Source organism: Methyloparacoccus murrellii (assembly GCF_054657115.1).
In genome coordinates this window covers 1-15,455 of sequence record NZ_BAAHXD010000040.1, presented here as the reverse complement: position 1 = coordinate 15,455, position 15,455 = coordinate 1, and the positions used below count along the sequence as shown (strand labels likewise).

The following is a 15,455-nucleotide window of genomic DNA, read 5'->3' as shown; positions in this document are numbered from 1 at the left end:
CGGGCCGGCAGTCCCGGCCACCGAACCATGTCGCGCGCCATGTTCCGATTCCCGCATACCCCGCCTCGCTACCTGGGGGTCGACATCAGCCCCAGCTCGGTCAAGGTGGTCGAACTGGCATGCGAAAACGAGCAGCTGACCCTCAAGGGCTATGCGATCGTGCCGGTGGCGCCCGCCGATCCCAAGGCCAAACCCAGGGAGGATGGCCGCCTGCAGCTGGCCGGCGGCGCCATCCGCAAGGCCATGCGGCAACTGGGGACCCGGTTGCCGCAGGCGGTCACCGCGGTGCCGACGTCGGCTGTCATCGCCAAGATTCTGACCTTTCCCGCCTCCCTGAACGAGGACGATATCGAGGCGCAGATCGAGCTGGAGGCCGAACAGTACATTCCCTATCCGCTGGAGGATGTCAGCCTGGATTTTTTCGTGGTCGGCCCTTCGGAGAAGCTTCCCGGTTCCGTGGACGTGCAGGTGGTGGCCTCGCGCAAGGAATATGTCGAGGATCGGGCCGCGGCGCTGGAGTGGGCGGGGCTCCGGGCGGCAGCGGTCGACGTCGAGTCGTTCGCCATGATGCGGGCCTGCGCGCGGCTGATGGCGCAGCAGAGCGGCGATCCGGACGAGGTGTATGCCATCAGCGATGCCGGCGACAACACCACCTCGCTGGTCGTCTTTCACCGCCAGCAAATGCTGTACACCCGCGAGCAGACGTTCGGCGGCCGCCAGCTGAGCGAGGAGATCCAGCGGCATTACGGCATACCGCGGGAGCAGGCCGAACGGGCCAGGCGCTATGGCGGCTTGCCGGATGATTATGAAACCGCCGTCTACCGGCCGTTCGTCGAGGCGCTGGGTCAGCAGATCAACCGTTCCCTGCACCTGTTCCGGGCGTCGCAGCCGCAGGTCAACCTCACCCGGCTCTACCTTGCCGGTGGTTGCGCGGCCGACGACGGCGTGCTGCAGGCCGTGGATGCCGGTCCCGAAACCGTGGTCCAGCGGCTCGATCCCTTCGAAGGCATGGTCATCAGTCCGCGGGCGGCCCGCCCCCATCTGGCGCGCGAGGCGCCGGCGCTGCTGGTGGCGACGGGACTGGCGCTGCGCAGCTTTGCCTGAGCTGGCATGCCGGATCGCAGCACAAGGCCTTACCCACGCCGGGGCCGGATTTTGCGGACCCGGCGCCGGCGATGCCGCAGCCCTGGCCGCTGTGCCAGGGCCGGCAGGCCGAGGCGCATAGGCGGGAACCGGCGATGGGCATGATCAACCTCCTGCCCTGGCGCGAGGAGCGCCGCAAGCGGCGGCAACGCCAGTTTGGCATGGCCGCCGTCGCGGCCCTGCTCGCCACGGCCCTGCTGATGCTGCTGGTGCATGTGGGCATCGCCGGGCGCATCGAGCACCAGCGGGCGCGCAACCAGTTTATCGGGGGCGAAATCGCGATACTGGAACGCAAGATCAAGGAAATCCTGGAGCTCGAGAAGAGCAAGAAAAACCTCATCGCCCGGATGGACGTGATTCAGAAACTGCAAGTCAGCCGGCCCGAGGCGGTCCACCTCTTCGACGAGCTCGCGCGCACGGTCCCGGAAGGCCTGCAGCTGCTCGACGTCACCCAGGCCGACCGGGTTCTGGCGATCAACGGCATCGCCCAGTCCAATGCGCGGGCCTCGGTCTACATGCGCAATCTCGACCTGTCGCCCTGGTTCGAGCAGCCCTCGCTGCTGGTGATCGAGTCGAAGCCCGGGGCCGCCGACAGGAAGGATCGGCAGATGAGCCGGTTTTCGCTGAAGGTCCGGCAGAGCGAGGAAAGGACCGCCGGGCCCGGCTCCGCGCCGGCCGCCAGTCCCGCGCCCAGGCCATGAATCTGTCCGAGATCAGCTGGGATCTGGAATATGCGGGCAGCTGGCCGCTGCCGGTCAAGGCCTTCGTCATCGTCATGCTCTGCGGAACGCTGATCGGCTTCTGGTATTACCTGGATACCGCCGACCAGCTTGCCCAGCTGGCCACCGAGGAAGCCAAGGAAACCGAGCTGCGCGCCAGCTTCGAACACAAGCAGCGCAAGGCGGCCAGCCTCGACGAATACCGCGAGCAGCTGGCGGAGATCGAGCGGACCTTCGGCGATCTCCTGCGGCAACTGCCGAACAAGACCCAGGTGCCGGAGTTGCTGGTCGATGTCTCCCAGACCGGCCTGGCCAGCGGCCTCGAATTCGAGCTGTTCAAGCCCGGCAGCGAGACGGTCAGGGATTTCTACGCCGAGTTGCCGATCGAGGTGCGCGTCCTGGGGCGCTACACCGATTTCGGCGCCTTCGTCAGCGGCCTGGCTTCCCTGCCGCGCATCGTGACCGTGCACAATGTGAAAATCTTGCCCAACGGCGGCAAGGAACCGGCCGGTCGGAACGAGCGATTCCCGCTGGTCATGACGGCGCTGGTGCGCACCTACCGCTATCTGGACGATGGCGAGATGGCGGCGGCCAGCAAACCGCGCCCGGCGCCGAAACGCTGAGGCGGCGCGCGCATGCGTCATTTCGCCAGGGCTGGAGGAGGCCATGCGCGGCGGTGGCTCTGCCTGGGCCTGGCCGGGTGCCTGCTGGCAGCGTGCGGCAGTGCGGACATGACCGACCTGCAGGCCTATGTGCAGGCGGTCAGGCAGCGGCCCAAGGCGCCCATCGAGCCGCTGCCCGACATCAAGGTCGTCGAGCCGTTCCTGTTCCGGCCCAATGCCGTCCGTGATCCGTTCGAGCCGGACGAGGTACTCAAGGAGCCGGAGGAGGTGCAGGTCGAGACCGGCATCCGCCCCGACATGCTGCGGCCGCGCGAGGAACTGGAAAACTTCGAGCTGGATACCTTGCGCATGGTCGGCACCGTCCGGCAGTCCGGCGTCGTCTGGGCCCTGGTCGGCGCCAAGGACGGCACCATCCACCGGGTCCGGGTCGGCAACTACATCGGCAGGAATTACGGAAAGGTCGTGAATATTCTCGATAAGAAGGAAGAGTGGCGATTTTTCTTGTCTAGCCCTGACCCATTCACCTACCGGTAACCCCCGTCATTCGGGGGTTTGTTGTTTTTTCCTGTTGCACTTCGTCCCGTGATTGCCCAAGATTCGTGTGTACCACCTTGCGTACCACTGGGCCGTAAGGTCTCGGTGGTACAGCAATTTCCTTTGCAAACGTGTACCACCAGACCGATGGGGGGCTGACATGCCGACAATGACAGACAGGGCGATCCAGTCGTGGATCAGGAAAGGGGAGCGGTTTGAGGGCAGGGCGGATGGCGGCGGGCTATACCTGTCCTATCGCGAGAACTTCAAAACACCCGTCTGGCGGTTCCGCTACCGGCTGGCGGGCAAGGCCCGTGTGATGGTGCTGGGCAGCTATGCGGACCTGCCCCTGGCAGAGGCCAGGAGGCTGGCGAAGAGCCTGCGGGCCAAGGTGGCCCTGGGCCACGACCCTGCGCTTGAGAAGCAGGATCGGATTCGGGAGGTGGTGGCGCGGCACAGCGCCTTGACGGTCAACCAACTGGCGGACGATTTCTACAACCTCAGAGTCAAAGACCGACTGAAGCGCCCGGACCTGATTCGTAACCTGCTGGAGCGTGACATACGCCCCTGCCTGGGCAATCTGCGACTGGACGAGGTAAAGCCCCGCCACATTGACAGGATGCTGCGGGCCATCGCGGGCCGAGGCGCACCGACCACGGCAAACGATGTACTGAGCTTGACCAAGCGCCTGTTCGCCTTCGCGGTTGTCCGCCAGATGATCGAGTCCAACCCGGCGATTGCGTTCGAGGTGTCGGACGCTGGCGGGAAGGAAAAGCCGAGGGACCGCGCCCTGTCACGGCCCGAGATCGTCAAGTTCCTCGACGCCCTGCAAACGACCACCGAGCAGAACCGGCTGACCTTCAAGCTGCTGCTGATGCTGGGGGTACGCAAGCAGGAGCTGGCGGCGGCCAGAGTGCGCGAGTTCGACCTTGAGGCAGGGGTCTGGCGGCTGCCCGTGGATCGATCCAAGACGGCGGCCGCGATTGAGATTCCGCTACCTGGACCGGCTGTCGAGATGATCCGGGAGCTGATCCGGCTGGGGTGCTCAAGTCACTACCTCTTGCCCGCCAGGAAGTCACAACACCGGATGCTGCCGCACATCAGCGAGTCCACCCTGAACGTGGCATTGACCGACATCAGAGCCCACCTGCCGGACGTACCGCACTTCACGGTGCATGACCTGCGCCGGACCTGCCGCACCCAGCTGGCGGCCCTGGGCATCGCGCCCCACGTGGCGGAGCGTTGCCTGAATCACAAGCTCAAGGGCATGGAGGGCGTCTACGACGCCCACGACTATTTCGAGGAACGCCGCGATGCCCTGAACCAGTGGGCGGCCCTGCTGGGGGCCCTGGAGCGTGGCGAGGACTGGAACGTGACCCCGCTGCGGCAGGCGGGGCGGCACATGCAAGCCGTTGATAAAGAGCCGTAATATGCCGGGATTAGGCGAAACGGATCAAAATAAACTTGCTTTTTCCGGTCGGTCGGAGCCAGAATTTTTGGGGTCGAGGCGCATTACGTCAGCGGCATTGCTTCAGCGCGATGCTTTCGGTCCCAGCCGGGAAATCCTCCTCCTGGTGCGCCGGCCCACTGAGGCATGGGACATGCGGTAGCCAGCCGGCTGCGACGGCGGACAAACGAGGCCCAGGCGATGCCTGAGCTTCACCTCGACTGTGGCTCGGGCATCGCTCCAAACGGAGCCGACGATCATGCCCGAGCAAACCACCACCCTTCACATCCCCCGCCGCCGCGGCCGTCCGCGCAAGGCCACGCCCTCCGAGCCCGTGGACGCCAGGCCGCCCATACTGCCGACCGAGCTCGTCGAGTTTGACAAGCTTCCGGCCTCTGCCTTTGTCCGTGAACCGATTGTTCGTTGGTTGTACGGGAACATCGGCAGATCGACTCTCTGGCGTCATGTAGCGACCAATCAAATTCCACGGCCGTCAAAGATCGGCCAGAACGTCACCGCCTGGCAGGTTGGTGAGCTGCGGGCCGCGCTGGCGGAGGTGGCAAATGCGCCGCGGTAAGCCAGCACCGGGCCAGAAAGCCAGCCGGACGCTTCGGCGGCGCAAGCGCAAGTGGTCGCGGGGGGGGGCATGAGCACCGCCACCCATAAGCCGGGCGCCGCTATCATGCCGGCCGGTATAAAAAACTCTGACTTTTCGCGCCAGCGCCAGCGGGTAGACTTCGACCCGTCCCAGTTCGCAAACTGGGCAGGGCGTAGCAACCCTGTGAGTCAAGGCGCATCAAGCGCCATATCGAAGGCGCTTTTTCATGCCCGTCGTTCCTCTATGGCGGCTGGCGTGGGGCATCCTTCGGGATGGCCGGACCTTGGCCCGGTTTGCTACCCCCACGCCAGTCCGCCACCCAATGCCGTAGCAAGCATCGTGGCGGATTCCTCAACAGCCAAGGAGTCCATCATGTCTCACGACACCCCCACGGGCGCAATCCGCGCCGCCAACCCCGCCAACCCCCATCACATCGCCGCCGAGTTCATGGCCGTCTCTGGCCTGGACAAAGCCGGCGACGAGATCACGATCACCAGGGACGACCTGAACGAGATGCTGCGCCAGGTCGCGGCGCAGGCCCTGGCCATTGGCAAAGCCCAGGCCGGGGCTGCCCCCTCTTGCGAAACCCTGCACCGCATCGTGGTCGATTGCCGGCGTGCGGAAATGCTCGTGCGTGCCATCGTCCGGATCGCCGATGCTGCCGGCGAGATCGACGACCTTGATGACGCGATTTCCGCACTGCTGGAGATCGAACACGTGGCCGGCGTGGCCGTTGATTCCGCGTCCTATGCTTGCGGTGCTGCCGGCGAACTTCTGTGCCGCGCCGGGGGCGTCTATGGCGAGTGAACCTATCGACCGCCTGCTGAATCGCCTGGACCGCGTGAAGCCGACCGGCCCGGGCACCTGGCTGGCGAGCTGCCCCACCGCCGCCCACCAGCATGGCGACCGTTCCCGTGGCCTGTCCATTCGCGAAGGAGACGACAGACGGGTGTTGGTCCACTGTTTCAGCGGCTGCAGCGCTGCCGAGGTAGTGGGTGCGCTGGGCCTTGAGCTGGCCGACCTGTTTCCCGACCGCGCCATCACCTATCCGCATCAATCGCCGCGTGGCGGGCTGATCGGCCGCGGACGTGTGCCGCGCGTTCCCTGGCGGGACTTCTTCGAGGGCATCGAGCACGACCTGCGGGCCTGTTCGCTGGCCTTCGGCGACCTGGCAGCGGGCGTGGTCTTCAGTCCGGCGGACGCCACCAGCATTGCCAAACTGGCGAGCCACCTGGCCGACGAAATCGCGGAGGTGCGCCATGCCGGGCATTGACGATTACCGGGCGCGAGCGGGCGAGCAGCTGTCCGGCGAGCTGCCGGCGGTGGATCTGATCTGCGGCGCGACCGTCACGCCGGAGCCCATTGAGTGGCTATGGTTCGAGTGGCTGGCGGCCGGCAAGCTGGAGATCCTCGCTGGGCCGCCCGGCACCGGCAAGACCACCATCGCTGCCGCACTGTGCGCCACGTTGTCCTCTGGCGGACGCTGGCCGGATGGCACCCGGGCGGAGGCTGGCAACGCGTTGATATGGTCGGGCGAGGATGACCCCAAGGACACCCTCGCACCCCGCCTGCTGGCCTGTGGGGCCGACATGCGTCGCATCTACTTCGTAGGCGATGTGCGGGACGGCGACGAGGAACTTGCCTTCGATCCGGCCCGGCACATGGACGCGCTGACCCGGGCGGCGACCAAGATTGGTGGGGTGAAGCTGCTGATCGTGGATCCCATCGTGTCGGCCATCGCGGGCGACTCACACAAGAATGCGGAAGTGAGGCGCGGCCTGCAGCCCCTGGTGACGCTGGCGGCCAAGCTCAACTGCGCCGTGCTCGGCATCAGCCATTTCACCAAGGGCACCAGCGGCCGCGATCCGGTGGAACGGTTCAACGGCAGCATCGCTTTCGGTGCCTTGGCACGCGTCACGTTCGTGGGCGTGAAGATGCCGGCCCACGATCAGGGCGGCGGCTCGCGGCTGTTCTGCCGCGCGAAGAGCAACATTGGGCCGGACTCCGGTGGCTTCCGCTACGACCTGGAACAAGTCGAGCTGGAGCACCATGCCGGGGTGTTCGCCTCGCGGCTGGTCTGGGGGGAGGCGGTCGATGGCACTGCCAGGGAGCTGCTGGTCAGGGCCGAGGCGCTGCCGCCGGAGGAGGACAACGGCGACGACGAGCCGGAAGCGCCTGAGTGCGCCATCTGGCTGCGGGACTTTCTCGCCAGCGGACCCAAGACCGCCAAGGAGGTGTTCGCCGCCGGTCGTGATGACGGTTACAGCAAGGACCAGATCAAGCGGGCGAAAGCCAGGCTCGGGGTCACTTCGGGCAAGCACGCCTTCAATGGCCCCTGGGCATGGGCGATGCCCGAAGGATCGTTCAACAACCCGGCCGATGACAGCGACGAAGGGAGCGCCAGCTACCAAGGCCAAAATGGGGTGCGCCCTTCGCACCCTTCGCTGAAACCCACGGCTGGCGAGGCCTCCAGCGAGCGCACCCTTCGCGATCTTGACGCCACCCCGCTCCCTTCGACGGAGGCCACGGGTGACGCGGCTTCCAGCGTTTCCGGATTGCGAAGGGAGCGAAGAGAGCGCTTTTCTCAGGATGTTCGGAAAATCGTCCCCTTCGCGCCAAAACCGGGCGCTCCCTTTGCTGATGAGGGGGTGATCGAGTGACCCCCGCAGAGCGCATCCGGGCCGCCGGCTTCGACCTCCGGGTCGAGGCTGGCCGGCTGGTGGTCTCGCCCTTCTCGAAGCTGAGCCGGCTCCACCGCAGCTACCTGACCCAGTACCGGGATGAGATCGTGGCGGAGCTGCTGGCCGCCGGCCCCGCTGCGAACGCCCCGCAAGCCCTGCCGCCGGAGCTGGTCAGCGCCGCCCTGGCGGTCTGCCGCCTTTACGGCGACTCAGAGACCAGCCAGGAGGCGATGCTGGCCGACCTGGCCGAGCATCCGCCCGGGCACTGGCCGGCGCTCACGGAGCATTTCCGGGCCAAACTCACCCCAGTCGCCTGTACCAGTTGCCGGCACGCAAGGCCGCACCCGCATCCCGCGGCCCTGTCCTGCGCGACGGGCGTCGATGCCGGCAACGCGGTCGGCGGCTGGTGGGCCACCGATCAGCACCTTTGCCCGTGGCGGCCGCGGGAGGCTACCGGTTCGGGTCCCGCTCCAGGTCCACCGGGACCCCCTTTTTCGGAATAGCGCTTGCGAATAGCGCCATTATCTGCCAGCAATCCCTTATAATATCCACTCAACCTATCCAAGCAGGTGTCACACCCATGAATACCGTAACCAGACCGTCCAATATCATCATGCTTTATCTGTTTCAGCGATTTAAGGAGTTTCCGTTATGGGCCTCTCAGTTTCCGATTCCGGCGGTTCTTTTGAACTGCCTCCCGCTGGCGTTCATGTTGCCCGCTGCTACCGCCTGATCGATCTCGGTACGCAGACCTCCAACTGGCAGGGAAAAGAAACCCGCCAACCGAAAATCTCCCTCGCCTGGGAACTGTTGGGCGACGAACGCACGTCCGACGGCCGGCCCTTTTCCATCACCCGCCGCCTCACGGCCAGCCTTGGCGAAAAGGCCACGCTACGCGCCCTGCTCAAGAGCTGGCGCGGGCGCGACTTCACCGCCGAGGAGCTCAAACGCTTCGATCTCAAGACGGTCGTCGGCGTGTATGGTCTCGCGAACGTGGTTCACGAGACCCGCGACGGTAATACCTATGCGAATCTCGCCAGCCTGATGCCTTTGCCAAAAGGCATGCCCAAACCGGAAGCGGTCAACGGCATTCAGGTATTCGATCTGTCCAATCCGGACAATAATGTCTGGGAACAGCTTTCCCAGAAAATGCAGGAAACCATTCTCGAATCCCCCGAGGGCAAAGCTTGGTTCAACGGCCATCCCGCCGCACCTGACCCCACGACAGAACCAGTGGGGGCCGGGGTGGATTTCGATGATGAGATTCCGTTTTGAGGGGGGTGGATCAGATGCGCATCTTCATTGACGTGGAAACCATGCCGACGCGCGATCCCGCAGTCATCGCGGAGATTCGGGCGAACATCAAACCGCCGGCAAACTACTCGAAACCTGAATCCATCGCGCAATGGATGGAGACCAAGGGCGAGGAGGCCGCGGCGGAGGCCATCGGCAGGACTGCCCTCCAGCCGGAGCTGGGCGAGCTGATCGCCGTCGGCATCGCCGTCGAGGATGACCCGGTCCAGGTGCTGGTTCGCGATCCGTCAGAGGCCACCGACGCCGGCCTGTTGCGGGCGGCCATCGGCTACATCAACGACGCGCTGGAGGATGCCGGCCTGGAAAGCCCGACCGACGGGGAGCGCATGTTCCGGCCGGACCCGTGGTGGATCGCCCACAACGCGGCGTTCGACCTGGCCTGGCTGTGGAAGCGGGCGGTAATCCACGGACTCTCGCTGCCCTTCAAGTTGCCGAGCCCGACCGAGGCGCGGCACGGCAAGACCCACTACTGCACGATGGAAGCATGGGCAGGGTACCGGGACCGCATCTCGCTGGATCGGCTCTGCCGCACCCTGGGCATCCCGTCGCCGAAGGCGGGCGAGATCAGCGGCACAAACGCCTGGCAGTTCTGGGAGCGCGGGGAGATCGAGGCTGTCCAGGCCTACTGTGCTGGCGACGTTGAGGCGGCGCGCGCCGTGTATCACCGGCTGTTCTCCGTCAACAGCGGGGTGGCGGCATGAGTACGACCATCGCGACCATCCTCGACACCGGGCGGTTCAGCGACCGGGATCTGGCCCTCACGGAATTTGTCGGACCCGCCGGGCGGATGCTCCAGCTGACGCAGGGTCTCGGCACCGAGCTGGGGCCAGATGAACCCGGCTTCGTGCAGCTGAGCCTCGTTGACGCCTATCAGCTGATCGCGGCACTGGCCGGGTGGCTCAAGAGCGAGTCGAGCCGACGCGCCGATGTGTTGGCCGAGCTGCTGGCCCAGCACGAGGCGCTGCGCAAGACGTGGGTGCGGGACGCGGTCGAGTGCCAGCGGTTCATCGATGAGCTGGCCGTCCTGGGCGTTCCCGTCCGGTTGCTGGACACGGTCCGGGAGGACGCATGAGCAACTTCGAGATTGCCGAGGTGGCCGTGTGCCAGACGCCGGACGGGGCCACCTTCCCGATTCGCAAGGACGCGGAGCGCCACCTGGTGCGGCTGGCGATCGACCATCGCATCGACCGCTACCTGGCCCGGCTTGAGGTCGGCGACAGAGGCAAGTCCCGAGCTGGGGCCTGCCTGCGTCGCTTCCTGCTGTGGGAGTCCGGCCTGGACGAGGAGGTGCCGCCATGTCGCGAAACCTGACATTGGGCATCGACCCCGGCTTGCACGGCGCGGTGGCCATCATCGAGGGGCGGGAGGTCCGGCTTCTCGATGACCTGCCCACCGTCCAGTTCAGCACTGCCCGGATCAAGCATCGCATCGACGCGGCCAGCCTGGCCGAGCTGCTGGCGCCGTTCGCGGACGCCGTGCGGATGGCGGTCATCGAGAAGGTGGCTGCACGCCCAGGAGAGGCCCCCTCCGGGGCGTTCTCGTTCGGGTACACCTCCGGTGCCATCGCGGGCGTGCTGGGCGCTCTGCGCGTTCCGGTGACGACAGTGGCCCCGGCTGTCTGGAAACGGGCAATGGGGCTGGGGGCCGACAAGGACCTGAGCAGGGCACGTGCCCTTGAGCTGTTCCCCGCCGTGGCCGACCGGCTGGCCCGCAAGAAGGACCATGACCGGGCCGAGGCCTTGCTGCTGGCGGCCTGGGGCGGGAGGGACGCGTCATGCTGACAAGGCTGCTGCGCAGTCTGTGGCTGGCGCCGCCCGGCTGGAAGCTGGTGCCGAAAACCCCGACGCTGGCGATGATCCAGGCCGGCCATGAGGCCGCTCGTGGTGGCGTGGTCTGTGTCTGGAAGGCGATGGTCGACGCCGCCCGGGACGGAGATTTTCATGCCTGACATCACAAAGTTCGAGGCGGCCATGCAGCGGTACGCGGCGCTGGCCGAAGCCGGGCAGGGCGATACCCGCGAGGCCGGGCAGGCGCTCAATGAGGCCTTCGACCATGCGCCCGCCTGGTTCATTGAAGGGGCCAAGCGCAGGCTGGCCGAGGCGGGCCTCAAGGTACCTGAACCTTGCGGACTGGACTCGGCCGGCCGGCCGGTCTACGCGGTCACGGACATCGCGGCGGCCATGGGCGTCGAGCTGGCCTCGGTGGTCGGGTTTATGGACGGACTGGGCATTGAGCCGGCAACAATGGCGACACGGGTCCAGTAGGGAATTCTGAAATAAGCAGGAGGCGACATGAGCGATCACGAACCCCGCAGCCCAGGCCAGTGGAAGCCCGGCCAGAGCGGCAATCCAAAAGGCCGGCCGCCCGGCTCGCCCGACAAGCGGGGCAAGTTCCGGCGGGCAATCCAGGAGCACGGCGACGAACTGGTCAAAATCGTCCTGAGGTCCGCCCTGGCAGGCGATCCCCAGGCGCTGAAGCTTTGCCTCGAGCGGATCGCGCCGCCGCTTCGGCCGTCCGCCGAGCCCATCCACGTTGACATCCCCACACACGCCACGGCCCATGAGCAGGCCGCGGCGGTGCTGGGCGCCATCGCCAGAGGGGAGGTTGATCCGGTCAACGGCAAGCTGCTGGTGGACATCATCGGCACGGTCTCCACCCTCTCCGAACTCCCGGCCATCCTGGCTCGACTGGATGCCCTGGAGAGTCGGGGGCACATCATCGAACACGCATCAGGAGATTCTGATTCATGAAAAAGTACCTGAACCACGTTCAGCAGTGCCTGGCCTACGCGGGCCTGGCGGTGCTGGACTGCCAAACGATCTACGAACTTGAGCCCTGGAGCTGGCCGCACAGGGTGTCGGCCACGCTGGATTCCGTCCATCCGCTGAAACTGGCGCACGCCCTGATCGCCTGCCTGCCGGGGCTCCACTTCATCGAGTGCGACCTGGCCGGCCGGCGGGTGCTGGTGGCGGCCAGAAGCCTCCTCAGCATCGAGGACCGGCTGGAGACGCTGACCGGTCACCGTCCTGCCGCGATCAAGGAGGTGAAGCCGACCACCGCCGCTTTCCTGGAACAGACCCGGGTGCCGGAGGTGAAGCAGCCGCTGGAGCTCGAATTCCCGCCGGACTTTGATCCAGAGGCCTTCGCGGCGGCCATCCCGCGGCACGATTGTCCCCGGCGGGTGCAGATGACCGCGAAGCTGCGCCGCTGGCACGAGCTGAACCCCGCGTGAGCAGCACCCGGCTGGCGACGGTCCGGCGGCGGCTGGATGGCCTGGAATGGCTGGCGGGCATGAAGGGGCGGCAACACGTTGCGGTGATCTTCGTCGACCCGGAAGGTGCGCTACCCACCTCGGCCAGCGCTGACCGGGCGTATTCGCGGCAGCCTGAGGAAGGCGAGCAGGCCTTTATCGGCCGCGTCATGGCATCCCTCCCGCAGGGCTGGCGCGGCTTTGTTTTTATCGAATAATCAGGAGAACCCTATGGGCATCGAGCTGGAACACTACCTCAGCGCCACCGAGCGGGCCGCGCTGGAGGATGACGAGGTTGGAGCGGGTACAGCCACCGGCAGCCCAACCCATGACGCCGAGCCGGTCATTGTGGAGGAAATCGAGAACGCCACGCTTTTGCGGCTGGCCGAGTCGACCGCCACGCCGGCGGTACTGGGACAGGCCATCACGGAGCTGGTCGCGGCCAAGGACGCTCTGGAGTCGGCCTACGAGGCGGGCGACAGCGAGCTGACCTATGCCGAGCACCGCGCCAAGCTGCGCGAGATCGATGCGGCGCTGCTGGACCTGAACGCCGAGCGGGCCGAGGCCGGCCTGGTGCACAGGATGGCCGGCGAGGCGCGGCAGAAGGATTGGCGGCGGCAGATCGAGGAAACGCGGCGCGAAGCCGGGCGGCTGGGGCTTGATCTCAAGCCGGGCAGCGAGCTGGAGGCCCAGTGGGACCGGGCTGTGAAATATCTGGGGGCGGACCCAGCCAACAACCATCGCGATGCCGCGTGGTTCCTGAGAGAGGCGCTGAACATGGTGGCCGCCAGGCACGGCAAGCATCCCGCCACCCGGGACGACCATCGGCCCGGCGCGGGATCCCGGGGCGCTGCTCCGGCGGACCTGGAGGGGCTTAAGGGCCTGGCGCTGGAACAGGCGCTGGCGCGGATGAGCCCCGAGCAGGCCGACCAGTGGCTGAACAGCTGATGGCCCGGGCCATGCGGGACGAGGAGACCTACAGCGCCGCCATGGCCGCCCTGGAGCAATTGCGGCAGGCTGGCCGGGGGCAATCCAGGCAGGCGGCTTTCCTGCTCATGACGGCGGCGGAACATGCCACCCCGGAGCAGGCGCGCGCGATCCTTGCCCGGAAGCAGCCGCAGCCAAGCGCCACAACAGACGCCAATGGCCAGCGCGATTACCGCGCCCTGTGGCGGTAGCCCACACCCGGCAACCTGCCCGGAACCCCGGTCGGCGCCCGCCACCGGGGTTTTTTACTGACCTCTGCATGGATACCGCGCATGGCAACATCCTCCCTTGATCCCGTCCTGGTCGGCAACCCACGCCCCCTGCTGGCGCTCTGGACCGCCGTGCTGCACCGCGCCCTGCTGGACTACCGGGCCGGCGGGAAGGAGCGGGAGAAGGTCGCGTGGTGGCTTACCACCCGCGACTTCTTGGCGGTCTGCGAGCTGGCGGGATTCGAGCCTGATGGCGTCAGGCGGGCATTCAGCGTGGGGCGCGTACCGCAAGACTGAAAACCTCGGGGGTAAAGCTCCAGCGGGTGAGCTTGGGCGGCTTTCTCAAATCTGGCCGACATCGCGCAGGTTCACCAATTTGAACTCCCATCCCCAGACCCAGCCTGCGGCGCGGGGCCTGGTACTCGCATCGCCTTTTGCTGTCGCCATGCTTGCCGGACGAAAGGGTCCGCCACGACGTAAACGCCATAAGACGGGCGCACGATCACATCCGCCGCGATCATGCGATCGACCATGTTCTGAACTTGCGGCGTGTCAACCGGCATGCCGATCTGCTCTGAGTAACTGTTGATGGCGTCCGTGGAAAACAGTTTGGACTCACCATCCTCTTTACCGGAAGCAATCCGGTCAAAGATGGCTGAGGCCAAGTCACCCAGTGCCTCGATGGTCGCGATTTCCACCTCTGCGGCCGTTGACGCCAGGGTTGAGCAAATGATGGGGAAAGCTACGTCGGGCGCCTCTGGTCGTGATTGCAACAGGACTAGCGCGCGCTGCAACTCCTCGGGGCGCTGGCCAACCGCCAGGAATCCCTCAACCATCACGTCCTGGGATGGGAGCTTGATGCCCTCGCTCTGCTCCAGTTGCGCCCTTTTCCAGCGGACAAAGTCCGAGCCTAAAGGCTCATACCCGGTGGATACCGCACCCGCGAACGGCTTGGACCGGCGGGTGGCCATGTCTGCCACCAGCGACTTGTGCGAGCCGGTACCCAGCACCAGCAGGTAGCCTGGCGTGCCTGGGCGGGTGTTCACGGCGTCACGGGCCGCCTTCAATGCAAACAGCAGGTTGCTCCCGTCCTCGCCAGCCAGCGCGTGCTGCACCTCGTCAATGATCAGCACTACGTCGGTCTTTACCTTGTCCACCAGCTCGGTAAGCACATCCCCCAATGTGGCACCACCGGGCTTGCCCACGGCATCCAGCTGAAATCCAAAGGAAAGGCCCGCCGCGCCGATGCTCATGCCCTTGAATCGCTCCCATAACCCGGTGCCGGGCGTCGTCAACGTCGACAGCGTTGCCTTGACGGCTTCATGCACGAGCGAGGCAGAGCTTTTGCTGCGATCTGCCCAAAGGTCTACGTAGATCACCAAGGCACCCATCGACTCCAGCGCCGGAATCAAGTCCTGCCGAAGAAACGTGGTTTTCCCGATGCGGCGGATGCCAGACAGAAACACCCCGGATCGCACCTGCATCTGCAATGCGCTGGGCTTCAACAGCTGCTGAGCCATGTCAGCGGCGTACTGGGGGCGGTGGAAAACGGCCTCAGGCGTCATGATGTATCCTTTCTTATCTGTATCGGATAATTATCAGCTTTGGATAACTTACAGTAAACACATGGTGGCCTTGACCCCGCCCCACACCAGGACAAGTCCATGACGATTTCGAACGCACCGCGCCGCCGAGGTTTAATATCCGCCAAGGAGAAAGCCCGGCGCGAGCGGGCAGCGCTACGGTTAAAAGAGCGGCTCTCATCCGTGCCCTTCTACGCGCAGAGGGCGGCTAGATGCCGGGCGCGTGGCGGGGAGGAAGCGGAGATGCTCTACTGGCGGCAGCTGCACGGCAGCGCGGTGCTGAGCGACTAGATGGTGATCTGGGCAAATGTGCTCCGACAAAATTGAATTGCAGCCCTCGCTCAACGGCGGGCTTCATAGGCAGCAC

The 15,455-nt window shown here is 65.9% G+C and carries 25 protein-coding genes; 24 read left to right on the top strand and 1 reads right to left on the bottom strand.

Annotation, left to right across the window (positions count from 1 at the left end):
* Window positions 1-39 precede the first annotated feature (39 nt).
* From pilM to ACYQ1H_RS11540, 23 genes are all read left to right on the top strand, one after another.
* Window positions 40-1,104 carry a type IV pilus assembly protein PilM gene (gene pilM, locus ACYQ1H_RS11650; protein WP_460028210.1) on the top strand — a complete coding sequence of 355 codons (1,065 nt, stop codon included), beginning with the start codon at window positions 40-42 and terminating at the stop codon, window positions 1,102-1,104.
* Between the two features lie 140 nt (window positions 1,105-1,244).
* Complete coding sequence (locus ACYQ1H_RS11645; RefSeq protein WP_460028209.1) at window positions 1,245-1,844, top strand: PilN domain-containing protein; 600 nt, start codon at window positions 1,245-1,247, stop codon at window positions 1,842-1,844.
* On the top strand, window positions 1,841-2,485 hold the full coding sequence (locus ACYQ1H_RS11640) for a type IV pilus inner membrane component PilO (RefSeq protein WP_460028208.1): 645 nt from the start codon (window positions 1,841-1,843) through the stop codon (window positions 2,483-2,485). The genes ACYQ1H_RS11645 and ACYQ1H_RS11640 overlap by 4 nt, the downstream gene beginning before the upstream one ends.
* Before the next feature lie 12 nt (window positions 2,486-2,497).
* Complete coding sequence (locus ACYQ1H_RS11635; RefSeq protein ID WP_460028207.1) at window positions 2,498-3,019, top strand: pilus assembly protein PilP; 522 nt, start codon at window positions 2,498-2,500, stop codon at window positions 3,017-3,019.
* Between the two features lie 160 nt (window positions 3,020-3,179).
* Complete coding sequence (locus ACYQ1H_RS11630) at window positions 3,180-4,448, top strand: tyrosine-type recombinase/integrase (RefSeq protein ID WP_460028206.1); 1,269 nt, start codon at window positions 3,180-3,182, stop codon at window positions 4,446-4,448.
* A 277-nt stretch (window positions 4,449-4,725) separates the two neighbouring features.
* Window positions 4,726-5,043 carry a helix-turn-helix transcriptional regulator gene (locus tag ACYQ1H_RS11625; protein WP_460028205.1) on the top strand — a complete coding sequence of 106 codons (318 nt, stop codon included), beginning with the start codon at window positions 4,726-4,728 and terminating at the stop codon, window positions 5,041-5,043.
* Window positions 5,044-5,436: 393 nt separating this feature from the next.
* Window positions 5,437-5,871, top strand: a complete 435-nt coding sequence (locus tag ACYQ1H_RS11620; RefSeq protein WP_460028204.1) for a hypothetical protein — start codon at window positions 5,437-5,439, stop codon at window positions 5,869-5,871.
* Window positions 5,861-6,337, top strand: coding sequence for a hypothetical protein (locus tag ACYQ1H_RS11615; protein WP_460028203.1), 477 nt, complete (start codon window positions 5,861-5,863; stop codon window positions 6,335-6,337). The genes ACYQ1H_RS11620 and ACYQ1H_RS11615 overlap by 11 nt, the downstream gene beginning before the upstream one ends.
* Window positions 6,324-7,724, top strand: coding sequence for an AAA family ATPase (locus tag ACYQ1H_RS11610; RefSeq protein ID WP_460028202.1), 1,401 nt, complete (start codon window positions 6,324-6,326; stop codon window positions 7,722-7,724). The genes ACYQ1H_RS11615 and ACYQ1H_RS11610 overlap by 14 nt, the downstream gene beginning before the upstream one ends.
* Complete coding sequence (locus ACYQ1H_RS11605; protein WP_460028201.1) at window positions 7,721-8,248, top strand: hypothetical protein; 528 nt, start codon at window positions 7,721-7,723, stop codon at window positions 8,246-8,248. The genes ACYQ1H_RS11610 and ACYQ1H_RS11605 overlap by 4 nt, the downstream gene beginning before the upstream one ends.
* A gap of 148 nt (window positions 8,249-8,396) precedes the next feature.
* A complete protein-coding gene (locus ACYQ1H_RS11600; protein ID WP_460028200.1) occupies window positions 8,397-9,020 on the top strand; it encodes a phage replication initiation protein, NGO0469 family in 624 nt (207 codons plus the stop codon).
* 14 nt (window positions 9,021-9,034) lie between these two features.
* Window positions 9,035-9,760: a 3'-5' exonuclease family protein gene (locus tag ACYQ1H_RS11595; RefSeq protein WP_460028199.1), complete on the top strand. Its 726-nt coding sequence runs from the start codon at window positions 9,035-9,037 to the stop codon at window positions 9,758-9,760.
* Window positions 9,757-10,131, top strand: a complete 375-nt coding sequence (locus ACYQ1H_RS11590; RefSeq protein WP_460028198.1) for a hypothetical protein — start codon at window positions 9,757-9,759, stop codon at window positions 10,129-10,131. The genes ACYQ1H_RS11595 and ACYQ1H_RS11590 overlap by 4 nt, the downstream gene beginning before the upstream one ends.
* A complete protein-coding gene (locus ACYQ1H_RS11585) occupies window positions 10,128-10,370 on the top strand; it encodes a hypothetical protein (protein ID WP_460028197.1) in 243 nt (80 codons plus the stop codon). Before ACYQ1H_RS11590 ends, ACYQ1H_RS11585 begins: the two co-directional genes overlap by 4 nt.
* The gene (locus ACYQ1H_RS11580; RefSeq protein WP_460028196.1) at window positions 10,355-10,840 is read left to right on the top strand and encodes a RuvC family protein; all 486 of its coding nucleotides are present in this window, start codon (window positions 10,355-10,357) and stop codon (window positions 10,838-10,840) included. The genes ACYQ1H_RS11585 and ACYQ1H_RS11580 overlap by 16 nt, the downstream gene beginning before the upstream one ends.
* A complete protein-coding gene (locus ACYQ1H_RS11575) occupies window positions 10,834-11,007 on the top strand; it encodes a hypothetical protein (protein ID WP_460028195.1) in 174 nt (57 codons plus the stop codon). Before ACYQ1H_RS11580 ends, ACYQ1H_RS11575 begins: the two co-directional genes overlap by 7 nt.
* Window positions 11,000-11,323, top strand: a complete 324-nt coding sequence (locus tag ACYQ1H_RS11570; RefSeq protein WP_460028194.1) for a hypothetical protein — start codon at window positions 11,000-11,002, stop codon at window positions 11,321-11,323. The genes ACYQ1H_RS11575 and ACYQ1H_RS11570 overlap by 8 nt, the downstream gene beginning before the upstream one ends.
* A gap of 27 nt (window positions 11,324-11,350) precedes the next feature.
* The gene (locus ACYQ1H_RS11565) at window positions 11,351-11,809 is read left to right on the top strand and encodes a DUF5681 domain-containing protein (protein ID WP_460028193.1); all 459 of its coding nucleotides are present in this window, start codon (window positions 11,351-11,353) and stop codon (window positions 11,807-11,809) included.
* Window positions 11,806-12,291 carry a hypothetical protein gene (locus ACYQ1H_RS11560; protein WP_460028192.1) on the top strand — a complete coding sequence of 162 codons (486 nt, stop codon included), beginning with the start codon at window positions 11,806-11,808 and terminating at the stop codon, window positions 12,289-12,291. Before ACYQ1H_RS11565 ends, ACYQ1H_RS11560 begins: the two co-directional genes overlap by 4 nt.
* Window positions 12,288-12,527: a hypothetical protein gene (locus ACYQ1H_RS11555; RefSeq protein ID WP_460028191.1), complete on the top strand. Its 240-nt coding sequence runs from the start codon at window positions 12,288-12,290 to the stop codon at window positions 12,525-12,527. The genes ACYQ1H_RS11560 and ACYQ1H_RS11555 overlap by 4 nt, the downstream gene beginning before the upstream one ends.
* Before the next feature lie 13 nt (window positions 12,528-12,540).
* Window positions 12,541-13,257 (top strand): hypothetical protein, encoded by a 717-nt coding sequence (locus tag ACYQ1H_RS11550; RefSeq protein ID WP_460028190.1) that lies wholly within the window; start codon window positions 12,541-12,543, stop codon window positions 13,255-13,257.
* Entirely contained in the window at window positions 13,242-13,487 is a 246-nt protein-coding gene (locus ACYQ1H_RS11545) for a hypothetical protein (RefSeq protein WP_460028189.1), read from the top strand. Before ACYQ1H_RS11550 ends, ACYQ1H_RS11545 begins: the two co-directional genes overlap by 16 nt.
* Before the next feature lie 81 nt (window positions 13,488-13,568).
* Window positions 13,569-13,802: a hypothetical protein gene (locus tag ACYQ1H_RS11540; RefSeq protein WP_460028188.1), complete on the top strand. Its 234-nt coding sequence runs from the start codon at window positions 13,569-13,571 to the stop codon at window positions 13,800-13,802.
* A 71-nt stretch (window positions 13,803-13,873) separates the two neighbouring features.
* On the opposite strand, the gene ACYQ1H_RS11535 is transcribed toward ACYQ1H_RS11540, so the two are convergent.
* Entirely contained in the window at window positions 13,874-15,070 is a 1,197-nt protein-coding gene (locus tag ACYQ1H_RS11535) for an ATP-binding protein (RefSeq protein WP_460028187.1), read from the bottom strand.
* A 99-nt stretch (window positions 15,071-15,169) separates the two neighbouring features.
* Between ACYQ1H_RS11535 and ACYQ1H_RS11530 the strand changes: the two genes are divergently transcribed.
* Window positions 15,170-15,379, top strand: coding sequence for a hypothetical protein (locus ACYQ1H_RS11530; protein ID WP_460028186.1), 210 nt, complete (start codon window positions 15,170-15,172; stop codon window positions 15,377-15,379).
* The last annotated feature ends 76 nt before the right edge of the window (window positions 15,380-15,455 follow it).

Coding starts and splice junctions, on each gene's coding strand:
- ACYQ1H_RS11610 (WP_460028202.1), top strand. CDS start 6,324: ATGCCGGGCATTGACGATTACCGGGCGCGAGCGGGCGAGCAGCTGTCC.
- ACYQ1H_RS11615 (WP_460028203.1), top strand. CDS start 5,861: ATGGCGAGTGAACCTATCGACCGCCTGCTGAATCGCCTGGACCGCGTG.
- ACYQ1H_RS11550 (WP_460028190.1), top strand. CDS start 12,541: ATGGGCATCGAGCTGGAACACTACCTCAGCGCCACCGAGCGGGCCGCG.
- ACYQ1H_RS11580 (WP_460028196.1), top strand. CDS start 10,355: ATGTCGCGAAACCTGACATTGGGCATCGACCCCGGCTTGCACGGCGCG.
- ACYQ1H_RS11600 (WP_460028200.1), top strand. CDS start 8,397: ATGGGCCTCTCAGTTTCCGATTCCGGCGGTTCTTTTGAACTGCCTCCC.
- pilM (WP_460028210.1), top strand. CDS start 40: ATGTTCCGATTCCCGCATACCCCGCCTCGCTACCTGGGGGTCGACATC.
- ACYQ1H_RS11635 (WP_460028207.1), top strand. CDS start 2,498: ATGCGTCATTTCGCCAGGGCTGGAGGAGGCCATGCGCGGCGGTGGCTC.
- ACYQ1H_RS11540 (WP_460028188.1), top strand. CDS start 13,569: ATGGCAACATCCTCCCTTGATCCCGTCCTGGTCGGCAACCCACGCCCC.
- ACYQ1H_RS11565 (WP_460028193.1), top strand. CDS start 11,351: ATGAGCGATCACGAACCCCGCAGCCCAGGCCAGTGGAAGCCCGGCCAG.
- ACYQ1H_RS11620 (WP_460028204.1), top strand. CDS start 5,437: ATGTCTCACGACACCCCCACGGGCGCAATCCGCGCCGCCAACCCCGCC.
- ACYQ1H_RS11625 (WP_460028205.1), top strand. CDS start 4,726: ATGCCCGAGCAAACCACCACCCTTCACATCCCCCGCCGCCGCGGCCGT.
- ACYQ1H_RS11630 (WP_460028206.1), top strand. CDS start 3,180: ATGCCGACAATGACAGACAGGGCGATCCAGTCGTGGATCAGGAAAGGG.
- ACYQ1H_RS11640 (WP_460028208.1), top strand. CDS start 1,841: ATGAATCTGTCCGAGATCAGCTGGGATCTGGAATATGCGGGCAGCTGG.
- ACYQ1H_RS11590 (WP_460028198.1), top strand. CDS start 9,757: ATGAGTACGACCATCGCGACCATCCTCGACACCGGGCGGTTCAGCGAC.
- ACYQ1H_RS11595 (WP_460028199.1), top strand. CDS start 9,035: ATGCGCATCTTCATTGACGTGGAAACCATGCCGACGCGCGATCCCGCA.
- ACYQ1H_RS11530 (WP_460028186.1), top strand. CDS start 15,170: ATGACGATTTCGAACGCACCGCGCCGCCGAGGTTTAATATCCGCCAAG.
- ACYQ1H_RS11585 (WP_460028197.1), top strand. CDS start 10,128: ATGAGCAACTTCGAGATTGCCGAGGTGGCCGTGTGCCAGACGCCGGAC.
- ACYQ1H_RS11575 (WP_460028195.1), top strand. CDS start 10,834: ATGCTGACAAGGCTGCTGCGCAGTCTGTGGCTGGCGCCGCCCGGCTGG.
- ACYQ1H_RS11560 (WP_460028192.1), top strand. CDS start 11,806: ATGAAAAAGTACCTGAACCACGTTCAGCAGTGCCTGGCCTACGCGGGC.
- ACYQ1H_RS11570 (WP_460028194.1), top strand. CDS start 11,000: ATGCCTGACATCACAAAGTTCGAGGCGGCCATGCAGCGGTACGCGGCG.
- ACYQ1H_RS11645 (WP_460028209.1), top strand. CDS start 1,245: ATGATCAACCTCCTGCCCTGGCGCGAGGAGCGCCGCAAGCGGCGGCAA.
- ACYQ1H_RS11535 (WP_460028187.1), bottom strand. CDS start 15,070: ATGACGCCTGAGGCCGTTTTCCACCGCCCCCAGTACGCCGCTGACATG.